This is a genomic window from Klebsiella sp. P1954, assembly GCF_018199955.1.
In the GTDB taxonomy this organism is placed as follows: domain Bacteria; phylum Pseudomonadota; class Gammaproteobacteria; order Enterobacterales; family Enterobacteriaceae; genus Klebsiella; species Klebsiella pneumoniae.
In genome coordinates this window covers 49,439-70,619 of record NZ_CP073375.1, presented here as the reverse complement: position 1 = coordinate 70,619, position 21,181 = coordinate 49,439, and the positions used below count along the sequence as shown (strand labels likewise).

The following is a 21,181-nucleotide window of genomic DNA, read 5'->3' as shown; positions in this document are numbered from 1 at the left end:
GTCCTCATTGTTAATTCATGGTTAAATTATATCATAACCTGTTGATCCTGAGTAAGTTTCTCACCCCTTAAATCCATCTTTGTCCCCGGGAGTACGCTCTTTAGCATCCATTCCCGGGATACGGCCAGGGTTAACCGTACGCCCGACGCCGGCAAAGATATTCGAGACCGAATCGCTCAGGCCGCTGAACAGTGAGGCCCCTTCACGCCCGCCCAGGAAGCCGATGACGTAATCCGGAATGACGACCAGCATCGAGAACACCTTGGTGGCCACGGTGGTGCAAATCCTGGCATAGATAAGCAGCCAACCGACGGCGGTAAACAGGCCGGTCCAGGAGTCAATCTGTGCGTTGGCCAGTGCCGAGGCAAACAGCAGGTTCAGGATCGTACCGGCCGCCACGATAGCTACAGAGGCAAAAAAGAAGGCCAGCACCATCAGGCTGGGGCGCAGCATCATGTCGATAAGAAAGACATAGCCGTAGGCCGCGCGGCTTCCCCGATCCTCTTCGGTGCCCAGGTGCGTGGCGGACCACATCGGGCCGGCGGCACAGCCAACCAGCACGCTGACGGACCAGTTCAGAACGCCGGTCATCCAGTAGATGAACGGGATCGCCGGCAGCAACACAGACAGGCTGAAGCCCGCCGAGAACAGGATCAGCAGCAGGAAGTAGAACGGAGGGGACAGCGCCTGCACCACCGCCGCGACTGTAGCTTTCCAGCCGGTCAGTCCGTTCGTGATTCGTCCCACGATATTATTACCGCTCCATGCAATCGACCCCTGAATGGTCACATAGGCCGTCAGGGCCGTGCCGACCGTGTCTAGGGTGTAGTCCCCGATGGCTTTCATCTTAAGCAATGGATTAACCTGTTCACTGCTGTTATCGGTTTGTCCGATATTTTTCGTCGCAATATAGTTGGTCAATTTTTGCATCGGGCTGTTAAACAGCCCGACGAACACCGATTTCGGATCTTTTGCCCGCCCCGTTTCGATGTCTTTCTTGCTGGTCTGGGTGCCGAGTGCTGCAGTGTAGCTGCTGTTCTGCAGCTGGGCGTTGTAGGCAGCGAACACCTGCTGGTAGAGGTCGGTGTTGCCCATTTCCCCCAGTCCTGTCGGCCCGCTGACGGTCGGTGCTGATTTACCTACGTCGGAGGTCTTGGCGTTCGCGGTCGCAAACGTCTGATACCAGGCACCCAGGGCGATCCAGCCGTAGGTTTTCATGTTGCTGGTCAGACTGCTCTGCAGGGTGTCTTCATAGTCAATCTGATTGAGCGCGGAGTTAATGGTGTTCTCATAGGCGGTTGCTGCATTCTGGATGGTGGTTTCGGCATCGGTCAGCGTACCGGAGTCATCATCACGTTTGCTGATATAGGTACTGACAAACGTCTGTGCGGCGCTGTCGAGGGTCGTCTGCATGGTATCCAGTGCGGACTTCTGTGCGCTGACGATGGCGTCAGTATCCACATCGGAATCAAACAAGACCGACCAGCTGCTGCTGCGCGTGGTCGTGGGGATTTTCGCGGTCCCACAATAGGCGCTGCCGTTGCTGGTTTCATAACTGCCGTCACTGCCGGAGGTGCTCATCTCTGACGTGCTCGCCGAGCCGGCATCGTCGTAGAAGCCGCTGAGCTGTTCGTTGATGGCATACTTGCACAGGTTCATCTCAAAAATCTGCTGGGCTGCATCCCGCGTCGAGCTGGCGACGGGTTGCGTGACCAGTGAATACCCGTCATCCATCATATCCACAGCTTTGTTTGTCAGCAGGTTGGCGCCGCCCACCCCCATGATGGAGGCCGCCCAGAGCATGACCAGCTGCGAAAGCGACCAGCCGCTCGTTGTCGGTACCAGAGTGATGAACCCGACAAAGGACATGAGGGGCGCCATCGCGGTGCGCGTACTGCCGAAGACTTTGCCGGCATTACCCGCTTTGACAATGCTTTTGAGGGTGACAGTCAGAAACCAGAACAGAGCAATGGCACAGATAACGCCGTTCAGGATGCCGAACAGGGAACCGATGACGGTGGTATCCGTTGAAGTAAAGGGCGACGTCACCACGTCGCCAAAGATGGTAACCAACGCCTGGCGGGAGAGGTCACTTGAATTTTCAGCAGCGTCACGAATGGTGCTGTACGTCACGTCATCGGCCAGGGCCGGCAACGAGATGAGCAGCAGCAACAGACCCTGCAGGGGCTGCTTAAATAGTTTCATAGAAAGCCTGCGCGTAAATGAGTAAGAACAGAGGGACCCGTTCAGACAGGGTTCAGGGCGTCTTTGATCCAGTGTGCGTGGTGGAGGAAATCGCTGAAGCGTCCGCCTTCTTCGTCACTGACGCGGCGTTGCTGCAGCTGCCAGAGGCGGTACTGACATATCACCACTTTCAGTGCCGCCAGACTGGCCAGCGCAGCGAAGATCACCACAAAAATAATCGCCCGCCAGAACGTCATCGGGGGCAGGGTGGACGCCGTCAGCAATATCATACTCATCAGTACGGGCGTCAGGACCAGGAACAGTCCGGCGACCACCCACCACAGTCGCTTGAGAAAACGATACTTCCACAGCAGCTGCGGCAGACTGTAGCCACTGGCCTGGACAGCCTGTTCAAATGTCAGCTTCTCGCGTTTTTCCTCGCGCGCCTGACGCCGGAAGGCCTTCAGCCGGGAGATACTGGTCTTCACGGACTGGCTGACGTCCGACCCCATACGGCGCATGTCGTTAATGGGCGTAAAAATCGAGACCGACAAGGAAAGGGCCTTGCGGGCCCTTTTTACTGCCGTTGAACGCGGCGCCTGTCCGGCCGCTTCGGTCTGGTCATCATGGGCATTGTGTGTCATTTGGCGACGCCTCCGCTGATTTCCTGCATCAGTGCCTGCAGCTGCGGGCGATATTCCCGGTCAGCCGCCAGGGCGAGTTGCTGGCCGGCGATAATGTTGCTTTCCCTGAGCTGGTTCTTAATGCCGAGCTGCAGATAATTTGACAGTGACTGTACCCGGATCAGTTCGCGCATCAGGTTATCGCCATCCATTGCCTGCAGGTCTTCCTGGTAATCGGTATTGGCATACCGGCGGCCGACTTCGAAACTTTCAAACTCGCGGGCTGACATCTGGTAGTTACTTTTGGCCAGATCTGACGCGGTGTCATCGAAATACGACCTGGCGGATGCATTTTCCAGCGCTTCTTTCAGCGCGGTGGTCGTGCTGCTGTTGGGTTTACTGTCCGCAATCATCGATAACTGCGGTTGCTGGGCGGCACTCTGAATCGCCTTGTACTGCGTCAGCAGGCCCTGGTACTGCCAGCCGGTTTCATTCTTGATTTCTCCCTTGCCGAGCGTGCGCCCGGGACTGTGTTTCGCGCTGTTCCGCATGTACGCCATCCCGGCATCGATCTGGTCATCACTGAAGGTGAGTTCCGGCTCTTTACCCGCGGCGCCGGCACCGTCATAGAGCGACTGGACCTGGATGTCACCGCCAGGCATGTCGGAGGACACCGACTGGCACAGCGCGGTGCCGCCATACACCGCGTATTCGGCACTGGTGCAGTAATTCGCGTGAATGGCGGCGCTGCGGTAATCATCCTGCGCGGGGAGAACCGGCGCGGAAGCCACGGCTTTCTGAATGGCCGAGTTGCTGATCCCGCTTCCTGACGCCAGAGAGGACGCGGTGGCCCGGGCAGTATTATGAACCTGATGCGCCACGCCGGACGCCGATTCGCTGCAGATGCTGTCCGGCACGCTAAAGCTGGCGCGTGCCTTTTCCAGACGTTCGGTTTCACGGCCGAAATTGTCCGCCTGACGTTGTGCCTGGAAGCCTTCTGTCAGGGTCGCCGTGTTTTTATCGCTCGCCTGGGTAATGGCGCTGCCGATTTCCGTGTTGGTGGTCAGGATTTCTGCCAGCGTGGTTTGCATCGTTGTCAGATGGGGCACAACCTGGCTTGTGATCGGCACACTGGAAACAACGCTAACCGGGTAGGCAGCAAGAGCCTGTCCGCATGCGATGGACAATGCGGCGGCTAAAAGTTTTCGTTTCATGGATTCACCTCAGAGGCGGTAACCGCGTTTTTCGATAATTTCCCGGGCGAGATGGCGGGTGACGTTCCCGGCGTCCTGTTCGCCGGCCTTCTTGCGACGGAATTCAATGACACGCTGAGCCGAACCGTGCTCAAAGTTTTCCGCCAGAATGTCGCGCGCGGTGGCGCCATCCAGTTCCTCATACAGATAATCCCGAAGGGCGGTGTCGCCCGGCGATGAACTCAGCGCCCAGAGTTCTTTCGGGCCCGCGGTGTTTTTCAGAATGTGGGCGATGCGACCGGCTTTCGTGCGGAATACGGCAAGAAAGCTCGTCCCGCTGCCATCAGCGGCCGGGCCTTTCGGTATTTGCATGAACTTCCGGATGGTGACTTCCGGTACCTGGAAGTGATCGACAAGCGCCCGCTCATCTTCGGGGCGGCAGTGCATGAGATACACCGAGTTGGCCGATTTCAGGATCGTGTCAGGGAAGTCGGTCAGGTACTGTGAGCACAACACGGTACGGATACCAAATTTACGCTGTTCACGGTCCTGCGTTTCCAGCATCGGGAAGATGAACGGCACGTCCGAAGCGTTGTGGAGTTCGTCGTAGTATTTCGACTTCACTTCCTGGTCAAGCTGATCCAGTTTTTCCATGTGCATCGGCCGGTACATCTCCGGTACCGCGGCCATCAGCTCTTTACGGTACTGCGGCAGGATGAAGTCTCCGCCGCTCACCTGGCCGGCGAAGAGGTACATGATGCCAGTACGCAACTGCCCTTCGGCACTTTTATCCCCGACGACATTATTCAGGTCGATGGCAATAATGCGGGTGGCCGGGTTAATAATGAACCGGGTCCGGCCGGCCAGCATTTTATAAGTGTTACAAGCCTGGCCGATCACGCGGGCGACATACTCTGTCAGCAGCTCCTGGGAGTTATCACGACAGACGTTGCCGAAGCTCGCTTTGATCTCCGGGCTGTTGATGTACTCGCTCATGTCGGAGAGTTCCGGTACGGCGAGGAACTGTGCCAGCTGGGCCTCTTTCACGTAGCCGGCGCTGAACAGCATGTCGCGGACGTCATACCAGGGACAGTCGTCCCACCATTCCTCGTCATACCGGGTCCAGAGGCCGGACGCTTTTAACGCCCGGGTGATCTCCGGCGATGCGCCGTCTGAAAACTTATTGGGGCTGGTTTCATCCTTATCGCGATAGGCCATCGTAATCACCCGCTCCAGCAGGACGTCGATATCGCGGGAGTTAGGCGGCAGACCGGTGTTGGAGTCAATACACATCGCGGTCAGCATGCTTTTCATCCAGGTTAGTTCCGGGGCGATGGGGTAACGGGCACCCAGCTGGATGTCAAACATATTGCGGCAGTGATCGCTGTGATTGCGCAGTGCCCAGCCGATGGCTTCATCCTTGCGTTCCGGGGGCAGGCTGTCCCGGATAAGCTGGATTTGTCCCTGGGCGCTGTAGCCCTTATCGACAACCGCGATAAAGGGCAGTTTTTGCTGGGCGTTGCACACAATAGCATTGCTGAGCATGTTCATGATGAGCGACTTACCCGAACCGGGTTCACCGACAATCACCTCGGTGTGCTTATTCTGCTTAGCTGACGCCAGCCCCACCGGAATGATTTTGCCGTCAGGGGTCGGGAAAACAATCGAGGCATCATCGGACCAGGCTGACGCGGGCCGGCTTAACGGCAGCAGGCTGAGCGCATCTTTCAGCGGTGGATACAGGTTGTGTGGACCACCACCGGTCCGGGCCGCCAGTAACGTTGACGCCCAGGCACGGTAGGGATTACCAAACGTACTGGTCACCTCACAGACGCCCCAGCCCTGAAACGCTTTGGTCAGCAGGGTGAGGTTCAGCGTTGCCTCTTCCTTCGTTTCTCCCCAGGTTGAAGCCACTATCGTCATCACACAGACCGGATCGTGACTGTCGCGCTTCTTCAGTTCTTCCACCGCTTCCCAGATGGGGCGCAGTGGCGGGATATAAGCGGTATACGTGAGCAGGGTGCCTTTCCACGACAGACTCTTCAGTCCTCCCGGCATGACGTCCATGCGAATACGGTACGGCACGGAGCGGGGGATGCGGGCTTTCAGCTGGGCGAAGGTTAATAGCTGCTGCGGGCCCATCGACACGGAGAGCGTGGCGTGCCACATGCCGTTAATGTTAATGAAGTTGTTTTCGGCGTCGGCATCCACGCCCATGAGCTGGTAGTTCAGCCAGGGGGCGAAGAGCGGTGAAGCGTCTTCCCGGTTACGTTTTCCGTGAGGCCTGACGCGATCGGACGCCAGTACCGGCCGGTAAGTTTCATCGGTGCCCTTTCTGTCCACCTGGCGGCGAATTTCCCGACCGAGCTGATGGACATCCATCAGGTCGATAAGCTGACCATCCCCCCCGTCAAAAAGGGCGGTTTTTATCGTGTTGAGAAAGGCGTCATGGCGAATTTTCAGCCCTGTCAGTTCGGAGAACGCGGGGACCTGGCCAAACTGCGTGCCGGGCGCTTTACTGACGAGTCCGCTGATCCGACGCATGTCGCCTTTCAGCTCCTGAGGCGAAAGGGTTTCTCGCCCCGTCCAGCAGGTCAGCCAGACGCGTTCACGGCTGACCCACGGGGAAATTTTGGCGATCTTTTCATCCAGAATGTCCGCCATGCCCACACCGGTGCGGGCAATGGAGCGGTACTGGTGTGCCAGCAGGCGCTTCAGTTCCGCCTTGCCCTGGTTGGGGTCATTCTCCATCACCATCGAGATTTTGTGGCCCGTCGATTTAAAATCCGTGGCCATTGCCGTAGCCACTTTATTGATAAACCCGTCAAAACTGAATTTCTGACTGGCGGGGGCGTCCTCGTCCATTTCACAGAAGCCACCCTGTACCTCAAAGGTAGAGGCATAATGGCCGGCGTCGGTAACGGCGATAAAGGGGACCTGCATATCCGGATAGAAGTTGCGATCTGACTCCGTCAGATTGACGATGGTCCGCAGGTCGCAGTAGTCCGGCATGGCATTCGAAACCGTGTGCCGGCTGACCGAGGTGATGAAATCTTCAACCGCATTCATTAATGACATGTATAGCTCCTACAGCCTGGGGAGTGTGAGAGTGTTCAGCAGGGTGTCCGCGTCCATGCCGGCAGGCAGCAGCAATGTGAGATCGCTGAACACGGTGGCCGGCAGGACCAGATGACAGCCTGCCAGTCGCTGACGGAATGCCCGCCGGTCGTCCGGGTGTAAGCGTGACATCACTGCCGCAAATTCAGCCGGGCGGGACGTATCCCAGGCGCGTTCGGTTTCCCGTTTGTGGCGGCGCATCCATAGAAGTACCCGCTGCCCCTGTTTTTTCGCGTGACTGTTGCCGGCGATGGTCGCGATACAGGCGATCCGTTGCAGGTTCACGACGTCGGCGGCATGAAGCCCCGGTAACCAGCACAGGTCGCCCTGGTGTGCTGAGGCCGTGTCCAGGTTGTGGCTTATCCAGCAGACTGCACAAACCGCGTCGTTCTCTGCTTCACGGAGCCGGAAAAGCCGCCGGGCGGGCCACCGGCACCGTGAGCAACATTCAGCATTTACCTGAACCGGTGAGGGCGGCGTGTCATCACCGCTGACATCCAGCCAGGCGACATCATCAACACCTTTTTGTGTCACTGAGACCTCCGGAGGGCAGCACGAAGGCTGCCCGTTGTGATGATTAGCTACCGGAACCGACGGTGACTTCGGTCAGGCCCACCTGGCTCTGCGAACGGCGAACGATTTCACCCAGCCCGATGAGGAAGATCCCGACAACCCAGCCGATAATGATGCCTTTGGTGGTGATGTGCGGACTTTTCTCCTTGTTCTTCATGGCAATGATGGTCGCAAACACGATCAGTACACCGACCCCTTCGGCGAAAACCAGCGCGTCTTTTTCCACATCGCTCATCCCGCTCGCACCCTCATCAACCATGTCGGTCAGGGTACCGTCAGCCAGCGCGCTGAGCGGGGTTAACGCCACCAGGCTTGCCATACCGGCAGTGAATTTACGTTTCATGGAATGGCGCAGCTCATGTGCAGTGATGGAAGCTTTTAAGACACGATCGAAGATTGCAGACATAACGTCTCCTTACAGGTAGTTTTGGTTTAAATGTTCCGCGAGAGCGGAGGACAGACTAGAGAGACAGACCGAGGCTGGTCTGGATAGCATCGAGCAGTGTCGGGGCGCAGATAAGAAACACCCCGGTAATGAATTTCACGGCGCCGGTTCCCACATCTTCACCGGCTGACAGACCGGTGTGGCCGTCTTTCAGTGAACGTTTAATGCGCTGTGTGCCGGACAGTGCATAGGCTATACCCAGCGTCTGGAGAAGCGTCAACAGGGCATTGGCCGCATCGGCACCCTGACCAAAGGTGTCGGTGGAAACATACGAGACCTCATCAAAGGTGACATCAGACCAGCCGAGCTGGGCGGCCCCGGCATTGATTATCTGGGACAGCCCTACCAGCATGCCGCCGAGAATGACGACGCCGATGATTTTTCCCGTACCGTTGTGGCCCGGCACTTGGCGGGCCAGTCGGGCCTCTTTGGTCAGTGCGAACATCACCCCATAAATGCCAAGCACAACAGCCAGGGCGAAGATGAACCGGTTACCACTGGTGTGGATCGCACTGGCCAGGTTGACCAGTGCCGTCAGGGCATCAACCATGTATCCCCCTTAACGGATCACGCCTTCAGTCGTGAATACCTGGCGGTTTGCCGAATCGATCCGGATGATGCTGACTTTACCGTCAGCGAGGGTATCGCCCTCACGGACGGCCCAGGTTTTGTTTTTCCAGAAAATCCACGCCGCACCGTCCTGGACTGAACTGACCTTCATGCCTGACGTCAGCAGGCGCTGGCGATGGGGGGCGGACGTTGCGGTGTTGACCTTCTCCACCTCCAGTGTCGCCACCCGTGACTTCAGGATGTTGATCTCCTCCCGATACTGGCTCTGCAGCTGCTGCGTGGTGGCCGCCTGCTGCTGCAAGGTTTTCACGGTGTCGGACAGCCGCTGGATGGCTGTACGGTTGGCTTCCGCGTAGGTTTTGACGCCGTTCACCATCGTGGCCACTTCCTCTTTCACGTTATCGCTGGCCGGCGGTGACAGTGTTGAGGACAATGACCGGTTGTCTGGTTGTGAGGCAGCCGGAGGAACGTTTTCAAAGCCGGCCGCCGCATTCAGCTCATCCTGTGATGACGGGGTGGTGGTGCCAAAGAGATACCAGATGGCCAGGGTGGCGGCGATGAGAATGCCGATAAGCCAGGGACCGTTCAGTCCCAGAACATACTGTTTCTCCAGAAGAAGATATTTCAGACTCGGTTTCTCATGCTGCACGATGGCCGATATATCTGGCTGATCATCCTTGTCTGTGGCGGGATGATTAAATTCATTCATGTTGTTTTACTCCGACGTTTTTTCAGGCTGTGACTGGGTCCGGATGCGTGACTGCGTTTGTTCCCGTAGCTGTGCGAGCGTAGGGCTGACCGGCGAAAGTGCGTTGCCGGTATGGCTGTCCTGCGGGTTTGCCAGCGGGGTGGCCGTATTGCCGGTGGTGTTCTGACCGCGAGGCTTGATTTCATCAGCCGTGGTGACAGCAGCCATAAACTCGACATAAACGGCCTGGCCGGCATCCACCGTGACCTGAGTCGGTGAAATTTTGGCAGCGTCCGACTTCAGTACGTCAGCAGCATTGGATGCGGCTCCACCGGCTACCACGCCGGCCACCGCCTCGCCATCCGGCATCCCGGCATGGCTGGTCACCGTGCTGTAGCCGTTGGTCAGGATCTCGGTATTGGCATCCGCATAGAGGTCACCGGCTTTACCGATACCGGCAGCAATCGACGGCAACAGGATGCGGGACATATAGTGGTGATTCACGTCAGTGGCCACATTGGCCATGAGCGTGTCGTCTTTCAGCGCATAGGCGTCAACACGGTAGTTTTTGCGGTTCCAGTACATGGTTGTCATGTGGATCACCACGCCGTCCCCGCCGAGTTGTGCCTGAGAGGCTTTCAACACCGCACCCTCATAGGGGCCGGTATAGAGCCTGACGACCGCCGGCGAATGGTTGTTGTCGGAATCAATACCAAAATCCACTGAGCCGGGCACACGTGTATAAGCCGGGATCAGCTCGATGACCGGGGCCGTGCTTTCCCCCCCGCCGGATAATCCCCCACCGGTTGTCCGGGGCATGATGGACGATGTCCAGTCAGCGTAAGCCGATTTGGCCTGACTGCCTTCGGCGGCAGCGCCCGGCTCGGTTGCCACGGCCAGAGAGACCTGCTGCAGATCCGGCGACTGTGCCGACGTGTCCATTGATGCGAGGAGTTTATTCAGGGCTGCCTGGTCTGACTTACTGAGGCCCTCGTCCTTTTTCTTCTCCTGCTGTTTTTCCTCGTGAGCGGGCTTCCGCTTTTTCTCTTTCGGGGGGGCTTCCACGGTATGCACCGGGGTGCTCCCGCCTACCGGGATACTGGCGATGAAACTGGAATTATCCGCCCGTGCGGCACTGGCGCCCTCCCGGTTGTATTCGTGCAGGAGCTGACGGTACTGCTCAGTTTCTGCACTCTGGTGTTTCCCGGCACTGGCAACGTTGGTCACATTGATACGGGAAGGTGTCGGCGGCGGGGCAAAAAAGTGGTTCCAGAGCAGGTAGCCCCCTCCGGCAACGCCGGCACAGACGAGGGCAGCCAGCCCGACCAGTAATGTCTTATCGCGACTTGCGTCATTTTCGTTGGCCATGCTTCACTCCAGAGTAATGTTCAGTGCCTGAGAACGCCCCATCACGGAGAACGTCACATAGGGCGTGACCGGGAGCTTAAAGAGGTGCATCCCGTCAGCGGAGGACAGCGTCTGATCAAACTCATCGACTATCTCAGCGCGCGTCCGGATAAAGAGGTCGTCGCCCAGCTGCCAGACGGTGGTATCAGGCACCTGCCCGGTCGCTTTCAGGCGGTGTGCCTCCCTCGGGGGCGTACCATCCAGGAAGGCCTGAAGCGTGTTGTCGTAAAGGCCGATTTTCGATTCCGGCGCGGCCATCGGGCGGGCGGACGGTCCCCGCTGCGGAATGCGCAGATCCAGACGGTTATCGACGGTCCACACCCGGGACTGGCTGTCGGTGTCACCGCTGGTGACTTCCACCGAAATCGGTACGGACAGGCCTTTCAGCAGGACGGTAATGCTGCCGCTCGCATAGGGCCGTTTGGCCACAATGGTGACGATGGGTGAGTCCGGGATGTAATACACATCAAAGTCCTTCGTCATCGGGTTCGTCGGCTTGCCTGCCACAGGCCAGGGGGCGCCCGTAGCATCGGTAAAACTCAGGTTGCTGGGATGGTTTACCGCTGTGCGGACCAGAGGCAGACTGGAACCCGGTGACAGATTCACCGTCTGCGCACTGATGCGGGGTACCACCGTCATCGCCGGGGAAGCCAGCGCCCGGTTGATATTCTCTTTCTGCCCCCGCAGTTGTCGGACTTCATCCGGTGTCAGGGGCGCAACCTGCTTCTGCGCGGCACTGTACAGCGGCGAAGGCGGCGGGAGTTCGTCACTGCCTGGCGTCGCCGCCGGTGCCGGGTCCGTCTGCGAACTGGCCTGTGGCGCGGCGACTGTTGATGCAGATGGCGGTGCGGCCTGAGTGGTTTCTGGCGCTTGCACCGGCGGCGCCGGTGGCTGTTCAGCGGGCTGCGGCGGTAATCCGGCTTTATTCATCAGCGCGGCATCCTGTTGGGGGCCGTCAGTGACCAGTATCGGATCGGCAGAGTGAGGTACCACGGTCTGTTGAGTCTCCACCGCCCCGACGTTGCAGCACATCACGGCGAGTAAAGAGAGTGCAAAATACGGTTTCATGCGTTCTCCGTTAATGACTGGAAGTCATGATGGTCTGCCTGACCTCCAGGCCGAGGGGCTTTTCCCGTGGATCGGTTTGCTGGATAGTCAGCTCGATGATGTAATTCGCTGCAGGCAGGCTGCGCTCCTGGCCATCGAGCTTCAGGGAGACGGGATACTGAACCCTGACGGTATAGATCCCGTTAATAATGCCCTGGCTGTGTACGACCCCCGGCGAGACGGTGGTGGACAGGTTCATGCGTTGATCGCGCACCATCTTCAGCACGTTCGAGCTCGTCAGCGCCTTGTAATAATCGGCGTATCCCTGATTGGTAAAGCGCGTCATCACCGATGTCATCTGCTGACGGTAGTGAACGAAGTCCATCGTGAAAGCCCGCTGGATGGTGTCGGCGCCGAAGCCAGCAATGTCTTCCATCGACCAGGCCGGTTTGTTCAGCGGATAAATCGGTGTGACACGGCCGCTTTCCGTGGCGAAGTAGTGATTATCCGGGTGATACACTTTCCACAGCGTCACACCGCTGAGGGAAGTGATGAGCAGGAACGCGGTGCCCAGAATGAGGTTTGATGTCAGCAGCTTACGGGCGAAGGTCGCCCCCAGCGCCTGCTCATTCTGCAGGCGAATGGCTTCGTCGTAGACCTGTTGTTCCTGCGCTGAAAGGGAACGCGTTGTCTGAGGCACAGACGAGTCTGTGCCCCCTGTCGCGGGTGTATTCATGGCGTTTTTCCGTAAGAAAAGGGGACGGTCGGGGATTAGTTGGTTAACTCATCCCAGGGGTCAATACTGGACGGGATGTGACTATTCACTTCACTGACCACTGAGCTGCAAATTTCATCCGCGTAACCGTTCAGAATGGAAGATAAGCTGCTGAAATTCGGCATGGTAATGGACAGGGTCCTGATTTTATCCAGGCAACTCTGCAGGGAGTCAGAGACATCTGATTCCCGTTCATACCAGGCTTCGGCCGCTTTTTTTGCTGTCTGGTATCCCGTGTCACTGCCTGTCTCGGCCGCGGTGGCAGCCCGGCAGGTGGCGGCCTGCAGCGAGAGGGGCGTCAGGAAGAGGGCGCAGACAACCAGGGCGCCCAGTGTTTTTTGTACTGGCATAATGGATTCCTCATGAGGGTCGGGTGCTGCGTGTTACCCCGGGCGTCCGGCTCCCGGTGCGGCCTTGTGATGATGTTCTGCCCGGGGCTGCGACTTTGGGTAGTCGGTGTCGGGACGGAAAGGTTCATCAAATCCGAGTCTGGCGTGGATAGTCCGGGGTAAGGTTTCCGGATTTTCCAGCTTACCAATCAGCTTTTTGTCCGTGTCGGTCTCCCCCGCGAAACGAAAGGCCATGGCATCCCGCGCAACGGGCTTACCTTCCACCTTGTTTAAGGCCTGTCCGTATCCCACGGTTTTGAGGCCATCAGGGGTTATCGCGTTGATAATCAGACTGGCATTGCTCTGATTTCCCGTCATGGAAGCCAGGACGTGCTGGTACTGTCCGTTAATCTGCGCAATGCCCTGCAGGTAAGGGCCATGCCCTTTGACCAGGTGCAGTGCCAGCTGTCCGTCATCCCGCCAGGCGCTGACGACCGGGGTCGTGGACTGGCCATCTTTAGCCGGAAGTTTTACCGTGGCCGGGTCGCCGGCATCGCCCGTTCCCCGCCCGTCGGGCCGTATCCACAGCAGGTTATTTTTCTGCCCGGCGATCGGTGGCACGTTCTCTGCCTGCACGGTGCGCAACAGACGGGCCTGTATTTTGCTGTACTCATGGAGGTCATACGCGGAGAGGGTTTCCCCGGTAGTGGGTGTCGCCGGCGGGCGAACGCGGGGATTAACCAGCGGCGTCATGCTCCATGAATTTCTGTGCGCCGTGATCTGTTCGTATCCCTGGATTTTTCCGTCCTTCATGACGGGCTGATTGACGGTGACAGGTTTATTCCCTTCAAACTTCAGACTGACGACCTGACCTTCACTGACGCGACTCTGATTGATGGCCTGTTCCAGCTCTTTTCCCCAGACCTCCCGGACTCCCTCGCGGGTTTCGAGATGAACGTAATAGTTCATGCTGTTCCGTTCATTGAACTGGTAATGCGCCCGGCCATGCTCCAGCAGGCGCCCCTTCACGCCGTCTTTAAAGTCCTCGGCTTTCGTCGCTAAAGGTGGTTGCCCCGCCGGTTCAGAGGCCTTAACCGGCGGTTCGGCCGTACCACCGGGCGGGACCGGGGAGGGTTGTTCTCCTGCCGGTGCTGGACCGGGCGCGTTTTTGCCGGGACTGGTCTGAACGGACGCATCCGCAGGCATCACGGGCGTGGCATTGATACTGTCGCGGACATCCGGCCTGTCAGCGGCCTGTTGTTTCAGGGCCTCGTTTAACATGGCCTGCTGTACCGGATCGCGCATCTGAACATCCAGCCCGTGTGATGCAATCAGCCCGATAACTTTCGTCTGAAAGGTCTCGCTGCCGGTGATCTGGATCCTGCGACCATAATGCTGCATTGCCGTGAGCAGTGCGGCCATCACCATGTCATCCTGCTTACTGGCATCCGGGGTTTCCATTGTCATCCGGTTGCCATGATCGCGAAATGCCGGCTGGCCATCGAGCTTGTACAGCACCGTGTTGTTCTGCATTTCATGCGTGATGCGCTGAAGCAGGGCATTGGTATCAATTAAGGTTGATGCGGGCGCTGTCTCCGGGGTGAAGTTACCTTCGCCCGGCGCGCGGGGCCCCCATACGATGGCATTTTCAGTTTCATCCGGCTCATTCGCAGCGGTCGTCGCGTTTTCTGCCGTGGTTTTTGCTTTTACCGGTGCCAGATTGTCATCTGCCGCCGGATCTGCAGATACCTCTGGTTCCGCAGGCGCTGAGGTCACTTTCAGAAGGCTGGCGAAGGTGGGCGCCGCTGCTGCTTCCGGCGCCGATGCTGCTTCCGGTGCCGCTGTTGCTTCCGGTGCCGCTGCTGCTTCCGGCGCCGTTGTTGCTTCCGGCGCCGCTGCTGCTTCCGGTGCCGCTGTTGCTTCCGGTGCCGCTGTTGCTTCCGGTGCCGCTGTTGCTTCCGGTGCCGCTGCTGCTTCCGGCGCCGTTGTTGCTTCCGGCGCCGCTGCTGCTTCCGGCGCCGTTGTTGCTTCCGGCGCCGCTGCTGCTTCCACAGCCATCATGGCTTCATAACTCTCCATATCTGCGCTGGTATTGTCAGGCCCTTCCTGTGATACGTTGTCATACGCGGGGACCGGCTCAGGGAAGGGCTGCGCAGGTGCCTGCTTTTCAACTGGAACTGTCATTGTTTGCGTCTCCGGGTGATACAGATGTGCAGCAAGGCCGGGTGTCTCCGCCAGTACGGTTTTCAGTGAATCTAGCCCGCGAGCTGAATGGAGATCGTTGAAATCAGACAGCCCTGCTTTCATTTCCTGCTCAGTAAATGGCGGTATCACAACATGTCCGTCAGGCACACGATCGGCGGCCTGTAACGCCATAAACAATCCCTTCATTTCCTTCAGTTTTTCTTCATCCATATAGAAACCCGGATCGCTGGGGACAAAACGGGAGGACTGAATGGCAAGGTAAAGATCGTCTTTGTTATCGTTTTTCTTCAGGTCCATATCGGCCATGAAGAAGTGCGGGCTGTCGGGGAACCGCTGTCCGAATCCTTCCGCTATCGTTCTCATATTGCCGGCATCGATGGCCATCACGACCGGGAAGCCTGTCGCTGCAGTGAGGCTTCTGGCAGTCGCATACCCTTCGGCATACAAAATGGGCTGGCCATTCACCGGCATGCCGCCGGTGATAAAAAAATTGCCGGCTTTGGGCGCTTCAGAATAGAGTTTCTTTTCCCCGTCTTCGGCGATGTACTGCAGGGACTGAAATTCACCGTCCTGGTTATAAAACGGTACTACCAGTCGGTTGTTGCGGGTGACACGTAATGCCGGATCGGCGGAAACGCCTTTACGCATCAGATAAGGATGTGAGTCTGTCGCCGGGGCCAGCTGGTCATAAAGCTGGCTGGCCGCACGGGCTTTTTCCGCATAGGCCTGCTGCCGGGCACGTTCGCTATCGTCCTGCGCCTGGCGAGTTGCAGCGCGAATGTGCAGCCGTGTCAGCGGGTCCGTTTCTCCCCCCTGAGCCCGCCACCGGGAAACTTCTTTTTCCGACGAGCGGTGGTAATTCACAAAGATGCCGGCGGGGTGGCCGTCAGTGAACCCTTTATAGGCACCGCCCCCTTCTCGGTGAGATTTACCCTTTTTATCCTCTTCGACTCTGGCCCGGTGCCATTTCCCGTCCATGACGGGGAGGCCTTCCAGGATGAAACCGGCTTCCTTTAACCTGTCAGCAAACTCCACCCGGGGGTCGGCGTCGCCCGTTGCCCGCGCGGAAGTATCAGGGAGCCATAACCGGATGCCGGCTAAGGCGGTGCCTTCCCGTGCATACCAGAGCTTATCGTCCGGTGACCAGCTGATATTGGGTCTGCCGTCACTGGCGAGGCCGCCTGCGGCGACGGCTTCGTCTTTTTCTTCATGGGGTACTGCGAGCCACAAACGTCGGTCTGCGACCTGAGCATGCTGAGCCATACACGATACCTGCTGAATTATTCATAGAAGCGGCGATACCACCAGGGACGACCGGCCTTCCGGCTTCCCCGCACCATGTGTAGAAGACGTTGCAGCAACACCGGCCACGACCAGCCGAAATGCGCGATAACGCCGAAGAACGTCAGTACGCCCGTGCAGATCCACAACGTCATGAAGGTCGGGAACTTGCACCAGACGAGATAGATCAGGAACATCCCGACCGGGACACCGTAAACGGTCAGCGGCCGGCTGGATTCACGCCAGCGGTTTTCCACGCTTCTCATACGCAGGCCTCCATTTCCCGAAGTTCTGCAGGCGATACAACGGAGAGCATTTCATCGCGGTCAATGATGCCCTCCCGGAGCAGCGTGAAGGCTTTATCAGCGATGCGGCCTTTCTTCTCCCGCACTTTCCGGTTCAGCAGGTGGCCCCATTCGGTATAAGGCACCTGAGCCATTTCGTTTCGCAGAGGCTGGTCGAATACCAGGTATTCGCGTACCGCCTGACGTTTGCCGTCTGTGGTTCTGAGCAGACGCTGGACGATGATGTACTGCATCGTGCCCATCACATCGCGTGCCGTCGCCTCCCGGATTTCAATCGGGATACCGGCTAACAGACGGGGGATCGTTTCGCCAACGGAATCCGTGTGGAGGGTGCTCAGGCACAGGTGACCTAACAGTGCGCTCAGCACGGCGGCCAGAATGGTCTCGGTGTCGCGCATTTCCCCGACGCCGATAATGGACGGTGCCCGGCGAAGCGCCGCCCTGATGGCTTCAGCAAAGGTGGCAACATCCCGGCCGAGCTCCAGCTGTGTCGCCGGCAGCACATCGCCTTTACGGCCGATAATGTACTCCACCGGATCCTCAGCGGTGGTGATTTTGCGGTCAGGGAAGAGGTTCGCACAGTAACGGTAAATGGCGGCCAGCAGGGTGCTTTTCCCTGACCCGGTTTCACCGCAGACCAGACCAAGGCCTTTATGGGGCAGCAGTGCTTCAAACAGGTCCGGCTCGATCCCCATCGCTTCCAGCTCAGGAATGGCTGTCGGGATAACGCGCTGTGTCATGGCACAGGTGGTCAGCATGTTGGCTGCGGTTGCCTGCACAACATTGCAGCGAAAGCGCAGGCGTTCACCGCGATCGAGGCCATAGCGTTTATTCTGATCGCCATCGAGCTGTATGGCCCGGTCCTGGGGGGTTCCTCCCCGGACCTTAGCGCGAAGTTCCGGGTCAAATAATCCGTCAATAATGTCCGAGAGGATATTGTCCGGTAACGAGAAGGGCGTCACCGGTACCATCCGGCCATAGCGTTCGATGACGATGGGGTTGCTGCCCTGAACGTGAATGTCGCTGACGGCATTTTTGGCTGCCCATACCAGAAAGGCTTTGTAACTTTGCACATTAACCGCACCACCGAAATCAAACATTTCAAGATCGGGGGTGGAGGGATCAGAAGGTTTGGTGGGATTCATGGTGTGACTCCGTGTTGATGACCGGTTTCCAGTGACCTTTATTTGGATTGAACTCGGCATGCCTGCGCAGATTGCGGACGCGATCGCCTGTGACCAGTTTTTTATGGCCGCCGCTGACGCTCTGTTGTTGCTCGGTAATTTCCGGGCGAGAGATATAGCCTTCCCGCAACAGGCGTGAGTAGAGCAACATGCCCCGGTAATCCCGGGTCAGGCGGTTAAAGTTGGCCTCCAGCGTGTGATCGGCACCGTCACGTCCGTCCTGCCAGCCTTTCTCCACCGCTTCCTGCCAGATTTTCTGTTCATCACTGTTTTTGGGGATGACGCCACCTTCCTGGCCAGAGGGGGATGTCGTGCTCAACCCTGCCAGTAACCAGCGGCGCCAGGACGGCGGGTTACTGACAAAGCGTTCCGGCAGAATGATTTGGTACACGCGGCTTGCGGTGCGGATCTGATCGTCGGTGATATGCGCCACATCCTGCGCTTCGTCGATGACAGGCGGTAACCAGCCTTCCTGACTGACGAGCGTTCTGAAGTCATACAGGGCATTCAGCGCGCTTTCCCGGGCCTTCAGCGCGTTAACCAGCTCAAATGCACGTTGCGCTTTCCCGCCCCGGAATCCGATGGTGTGACCTGCTGATCGGATGATGGCGGCCCGGGCGTCAGTGATGTCACTCTCACTGTCATTGCTGATGTCCAGGTAGTGTTCCATACCCTGTGGGATTGACGGCTCGCTGTCGTCTGCCATCGCATATCCGGCGACACACAGACAGAGCAGCACGATAGCGGTATGTTTCATCGGCGGCCCCCCGGCGTTGCTTTCACCGGCATAAACTCGACCTGCAGCAGGCCCGGATACTGGTGCAGCGTGGCACGCCAGCTGATTTGCGATTCGACAAGGCGCAGCAGATTCTGGAACGTCATATCGCGGACATGAATGTTCAGCGGTAACGGCAGGTGGACGCCGCTGTAGTTAAACTGAAGACCGCGCTGTCTGGCCAACTGGGCCAGCAGTTCGATCGCATCGCCGTCCCAGTCGAGTGAGAGGCGCGTGCTGTTAGCGTATATCGTGTCTGCCGGTAGCGGTGTGCGGATATTGATGACCTTCTCGTCCCAGAGCTGGTATTGCTGAGCTCGCACTACCGAGACGTTCTGCGACGTTTTTTCCGGCGGAACGTACGGCGCCGTAATGACGGATTTCGGTTGCTGGCAGCCGGCCAGCATGAACGAAGCCACTACCGTGGCCAGAAGCTTTTCTATCATGGGGAACCTCAGTCTGTGCGGTTTAACTGGCACGGTGCTGCCTGGCGTACAGGCGTTCGTAGATGGAGCGGATTTCTGCGGCGTAGTTCTGACGTTTTATTTCCTGTTTCGGGTCATCTGAGAAACCGGCGTTATAGGAGCCGAGACAACGCCAGGTGTTACCACATTTTTTCAGGTGTTTTGCAAGCACCCAGGCGCCGGCCTGAACACATAAGCACGGGTCTTTTAACAGATCGTCAGCAGAAGAAATGACACCCATCGATACCAGCGCCCGGACGTTCGCCGTATTGATTTGCATGAGGCAATAATCAGAGCTGAGCAGCCTGCCGGCTTTATCGTAGTTACGGCCGACAGCGTCAGGGCGGAGGCTGCTTTCCCAGATTGCGATGGATTCAACGACGAGCGGGTTCTGGTTGTACTTCGATGCGGCATAGTTAAAACAGTAGGCCTGCGCCTGGGGCAGAAAAAGCAGGGAGCAAAGAAAAATTGCCGGCAGTTTCATGGACCCCTCCCGTTACTGATGGCTGAAGAGACGAGGTCGGGGGCTGTATGAGGTTATCGTGATTCGTGACTGTCCCCATTCAACCGTCGCGTAGAGCGACTTCGCCGAGACCAGATTATTGAGTACGCGCGGCCACTGATCGTTAAGAGACAGGTTCACCCGTTGCCGGCGCACTTTTTCCAGACCCGGGGACCAGTTGACTGACCAGCCGACAGGAATGATGCGTTGTGCGGCATCCTGAACGGTAATGTTCCGGGCGTAACCAGCGCGTTGCGGGAATGATAAAGGTCCCGGGCGCCCGTTGTAGGAAACATGGCTCAGTGCCGGCAGCTGAACGTTTTGCGATACCGGAAGGGACGGGCTTCGGTAAGGTTCGATCACTCCTGGTCTGACAGGCGTTGAAGGTGGTAACGGTTTAATCAGTGCAGTAGGGGATACCGGTCGGGCCGGATTCGGTCCTGTCTGGTGAAGGCCTGTCTGGGCCTGGCTGATAGTCTGAGCGCTGTCTGCGATTAGACCATCGATGTATATGCTGGCAGGGGCGTCAGTGCTGGCTGAGTGTGAGACACAGCCAGCCAGAACTGCGGGGATAAGCAGCCCTGGAAGTAGATGTTTCATAATGATGGCTCCGATGAAACGGGGGTATTAGACAGAAACACTTAACTTGATAGAAAACAAAGTAATATACATAGATACGTCAGGAAAGGTGCTAGACGGAAACTTAGATAAGGTCAGGAATCATCCGACTTTATTATCGCTTCAATAAATTCATTCTTTGCATTTTCTCCATAATGATCAATTAAAAATTGGAAAAAACGAGCTGTAGAGACTTTCTTCTTGGTACTGTAAGAAATCTCAATAGTCATTTGATCTATTCTATCTTTACGTTCAGCACCAATGTAAATGACATTATCTGATGTACGGTTTTTTCTTTTTTCAGGCGGCGCATTAATTGCCATTATTTCTCCTCTTGCTTTTGCCGGAAGGCATATAAAAGTGATTAAGCAAAGCCCACTCTTCAGTGGGCTTTAATCAATACTTTATAATTACGCTAGATACTTCGTTTACCGTATCAGTGTTGCCCGTTCCACGTCTGCTTTCGCAGAGGTAACCTTCTCAAGCGACAGATCGTCCCGCTTGATACGTCGCATTTTTGCGTAGGGGTCTAAATAGGAACTCTGTATCAATTCGATTTTACACATTGTTAAAGAGCAATTTAAAAAAACCAACATTGTTGCGTATACAAAAAAGTGATGGGCAAGCCACGGCGTAATAGCTACTGACTTACATCCCTTTTTGAACTTCGAGCTCACCCCTTCCCAGGCGCTGTTTTATAGCCACAGCAACAAACCAACCCCAGGTTGTGCATATGTGTAACTCTAACGCATATGTTATAGAACCATCTGTACATGTCAACCTGTGGTTGAGATAAACAGCTAATTCACAACCTCAGGTTAAAACCTTTAGGAGTAAAGTTATCGGAAAAGATTGTTTTTACTGATAAAATGCCTCTGCCTTATACCTGTAGTTAC

Annotated in this window: 19 protein-coding genes; all 19 read right to left on the bottom strand. The window is 57.2% G+C overall.

Annotated elements, in window-relative coordinates:
- Nucleotides 1-60 precede the first annotated feature (60 nt).
- A complete protein-coding gene (locus KB890_RS27035) occupies nucleotides 61-2,205 on the bottom strand; it encodes a DotA/TraY family protein (RefSeq protein WP_032440591.1) in 2,145 nt (714 codons plus the stop codon).
- Between the two features lie 41 nt (nucleotides 2,206-2,246).
- On the bottom strand, nucleotides 2,247-2,828 hold the full coding sequence (traX, locus tag KB890_RS27030; RefSeq protein WP_050597335.1) for a conjugal transfer protein TraX: 582 nt from the start codon (nucleotides 2,826-2,828) through the stop codon (nucleotides 2,247-2,249).
- Entirely contained in the window at nucleotides 2,825-4,021 is a 1,197-nt protein-coding gene (traW, locus tag KB890_RS27025; protein ID WP_032440590.1) for a conjugal transfer protein TraW, read from the bottom strand. Before traW ends, traX begins: the two co-directional genes overlap by 4 nt.
- Nucleotides 4,022-4,030: 9 nt before the next feature.
- Entirely contained in the window at nucleotides 4,031-7,078 is a 3,048-nt protein-coding gene (locus KB890_RS27020) for a conjugal transfer protein (protein ID WP_032440589.1), read from the bottom strand.
- A gap of 9 nt (nucleotides 7,079-7,087) precedes the next feature.
- A complete protein-coding gene (locus tag KB890_RS27015) occupies nucleotides 7,088-7,651 on the bottom strand; it encodes a hypothetical protein (protein WP_045325070.1) in 564 nt (187 codons plus the stop codon).
- Nucleotides 7,652-7,694: 43 nt separating this feature from the next.
- Nucleotides 7,695-8,096: a DUF6750 family protein gene (locus KB890_RS27010; RefSeq protein WP_032440588.1), complete on the bottom strand. Its 402-nt coding sequence runs from the start codon at nucleotides 8,094-8,096 to the stop codon at nucleotides 7,695-7,697.
- A 55-nt stretch (nucleotides 8,097-8,151) separates the two neighbouring features.
- The gene (traQ, locus tag KB890_RS27005) at nucleotides 8,152-8,685 is read right to left on the bottom strand and encodes a conjugal transfer protein TraQ (protein WP_032440587.1); all 534 of its coding nucleotides are present in this window, start codon (nucleotides 8,683-8,685) and stop codon (nucleotides 8,152-8,154) included.
- A gap of 9 nt (nucleotides 8,686-8,694) precedes the next feature.
- Nucleotides 8,695-9,414: a conjugal transfer protein TraP gene (gene traP, locus KB890_RS27000; protein ID WP_050597333.1), complete on the bottom strand. Its 720-nt coding sequence runs from the start codon at nucleotides 9,412-9,414 to the stop codon at nucleotides 8,695-8,697.
- A gap of 6 nt (nucleotides 9,415-9,420) precedes the next feature.
- Nucleotides 9,421-10,761 carry a conjugal transfer protein TraO gene (traO, locus tag KB890_RS26995; RefSeq protein WP_032440586.1) on the bottom strand — a complete coding sequence of 447 codons (1,341 nt, stop codon included), beginning with the start codon at nucleotides 10,759-10,761 and terminating at the stop codon, nucleotides 9,421-9,423.
- Nucleotides 10,762-10,764: 3 nt separating this feature from the next.
- On the bottom strand, nucleotides 10,765-11,868 hold the full coding sequence (locus tag KB890_RS26990) for a DotH/IcmK family type IV secretion protein (RefSeq protein ID WP_077264204.1): 1,104 nt from the start codon (nucleotides 11,866-11,868) through the stop codon (nucleotides 10,765-10,767).
- A gap of 10 nt (nucleotides 11,869-11,878) precedes the next feature.
- The gene (locus KB890_RS26985) at nucleotides 11,879-12,547 is read right to left on the bottom strand and encodes a DotI/IcmL/TraM family protein (protein WP_032440585.1); all 669 of its coding nucleotides are present in this window, start codon (nucleotides 12,545-12,547) and stop codon (nucleotides 11,879-11,881) included.
- Nucleotides 12,548-12,618: 71 nt separating this feature from the next.
- On the bottom strand, nucleotides 12,619-12,972 hold the full coding sequence (locus KB890_RS26980; RefSeq protein WP_032440584.1) for a hypothetical protein: 354 nt from the start codon (nucleotides 12,970-12,972) through the stop codon (nucleotides 12,619-12,621).
- A gap of 33 nt (nucleotides 12,973-13,005) precedes the next feature.
- Nucleotides 13,006-16,419, bottom strand: coding sequence for an LPD7 domain-containing protein (locus KB890_RS26975; RefSeq protein ID WP_052145516.1), 3,414 nt, complete (start codon nucleotides 16,417-16,419; stop codon nucleotides 13,006-13,008).
- Nucleotides 16,420-16,436: 17 nt separating this feature from the next.
- A complete protein-coding gene (gene icmT / locus KB890_RS26970; RefSeq protein WP_032440577.1) occupies nucleotides 16,437-16,703 on the bottom strand; it encodes an IcmT/TraK family protein in 267 nt (88 codons plus the stop codon).
- Entirely contained in the window at nucleotides 16,700-17,887 is a 1,188-nt protein-coding gene (traJ, locus tag KB890_RS26965; protein ID WP_077255878.1) for a plasmid transfer ATPase TraJ, read from the bottom strand. The genes icmT and traJ overlap by 4 nt, the downstream gene beginning before the upstream one ends.
- On the bottom strand, nucleotides 17,865-18,683 hold the full coding sequence (locus KB890_RS26960) for a type IV secretory system conjugative DNA transfer family protein (protein ID WP_032440576.1): 819 nt from the start codon (nucleotides 18,681-18,683) through the stop codon (nucleotides 17,865-17,867). The genes traJ and KB890_RS26960 overlap by 23 nt, the downstream gene beginning before the upstream one ends.
- Nucleotides 18,680-19,147 carry a DotD/TraH family lipoprotein gene (locus KB890_RS26955; protein ID WP_032440575.1) on the bottom strand — a complete coding sequence of 156 codons (468 nt, stop codon included), beginning with the start codon at nucleotides 19,145-19,147 and terminating at the stop codon, nucleotides 18,680-18,682. Before KB890_RS26955 ends, KB890_RS26960 begins: the two co-directional genes overlap by 4 nt.
- Before the next feature lie 22 nt (nucleotides 19,148-19,169).
- Nucleotides 19,170-19,649 (bottom strand): lytic transglycosylase domain-containing protein, encoded by a 480-nt coding sequence (locus tag KB890_RS26950; RefSeq protein WP_032440574.1) that lies wholly within the window; start codon nucleotides 19,647-19,649, stop codon nucleotides 19,170-19,172.
- A 731-nt stretch (nucleotides 19,650-20,380) separates the two neighbouring features.
- Nucleotides 20,381-20,608 (bottom strand): hypothetical protein, encoded by a 228-nt coding sequence (locus tag KB890_RS26945; RefSeq protein WP_032440573.1) that lies wholly within the window; start codon nucleotides 20,606-20,608, stop codon nucleotides 20,381-20,383.
- Nucleotides 20,609-21,181: the final 573 nt, after the last annotated feature.

Bases quoted from the DNA above. Each gene is read 5' to 3' on its own strand.
- KB890_RS27020 (WP_032440589.1), bottom strand. From the start codon at position 7,078: ATGTCATTAATGAATGCGGTTGAAGATTTCATCACCTCGGTCAGCCGG.
- KB890_RS26945 (WP_032440573.1), bottom strand. From the start codon at position 20,608: ATGGCAATTAATGCGCCGCCTGAAAAAAGAAAAAACCGTACATCAGAT.
- traJ (WP_077255878.1), bottom strand. From the start codon at position 17,887: ATGAATCCCACCAAACCTTCTGATCCCTCCACCCCCGATCTTGAAATG.
- KB890_RS26980 (WP_032440584.1), bottom strand. From the start codon at position 12,972: ATGCCAGTACAAAAAACACTGGGCGCCCTGGTTGTCTGCGCCCTCTTC.
- KB890_RS26990 (WP_077264204.1), bottom strand. From the start codon at position 11,868: ATGAAACCGTATTTTGCACTCTCTTTACTCGCCGTGATGTGCTGCAAC.
- icmT (WP_032440577.1), bottom strand. From the start codon at position 16,703: ATGAGAAGCGTGGAAAACCGCTGGCGTGAATCCAGCCGGCCGCTGACC.
- KB890_RS26975 (WP_052145516.1), bottom strand. From the start codon at position 16,419: ATGGCTCAGCATGCTCAGGTCGCAGACCGACGTTTGTGGCTCGCAGTA.
- traP (WP_050597333.1), bottom strand. From the start codon at position 9,414: ATGAATGAATTTAATCATCCCGCCACAGACAAGGATGATCAGCCAGAT.
- KB890_RS27010 (WP_032440588.1), bottom strand. From the start codon at position 8,096: ATGTCTGCAATCTTCGATCGTGTCTTAAAAGCTTCCATCACTGCACAT.
- traQ (WP_032440587.1), bottom strand. From the start codon at position 8,685: ATGGTTGATGCCCTGACGGCACTGGTCAACCTGGCCAGTGCGATCCAC.
- traW (WP_032440590.1), bottom strand. From the start codon at position 4,021: ATGAAACGAAAACTTTTAGCCGCCGCATTGTCCATCGCATGCGGACAG.
- traX (WP_050597335.1), bottom strand. From the start codon at position 2,828: ATGACACACAATGCCCATGATGACCAGACCGAAGCGGCCGGACAGGCG.
- KB890_RS27035 (WP_032440591.1), bottom strand. From the start codon at position 2,205: ATGAAACTATTTAAGCAGCCCCTGCAGGGTCTGTTGCTGCTGCTCATC.
- KB890_RS26960 (WP_032440576.1), bottom strand. From the start codon at position 18,683: ATGAAACATACCGCTATCGTGCTGCTCTGTCTGTGTGTCGCCGGATAT.
- KB890_RS26955 (WP_032440575.1), bottom strand. From the start codon at position 19,147: ATGATAGAAAAGCTTCTGGCCACGGTAGTGGCTTCGTTCATGCTGGCC.
- traO (WP_032440586.1), bottom strand. From the start codon at position 10,761: ATGGCCAACGAAAATGACGCAAGTCGCGATAAGACATTACTGGTCGGG.
- KB890_RS26950 (WP_032440574.1), bottom strand. From the start codon at position 19,649: ATGAAACTGCCGGCAATTTTTCTTTGCTCCCTGCTTTTTCTGCCCCAG.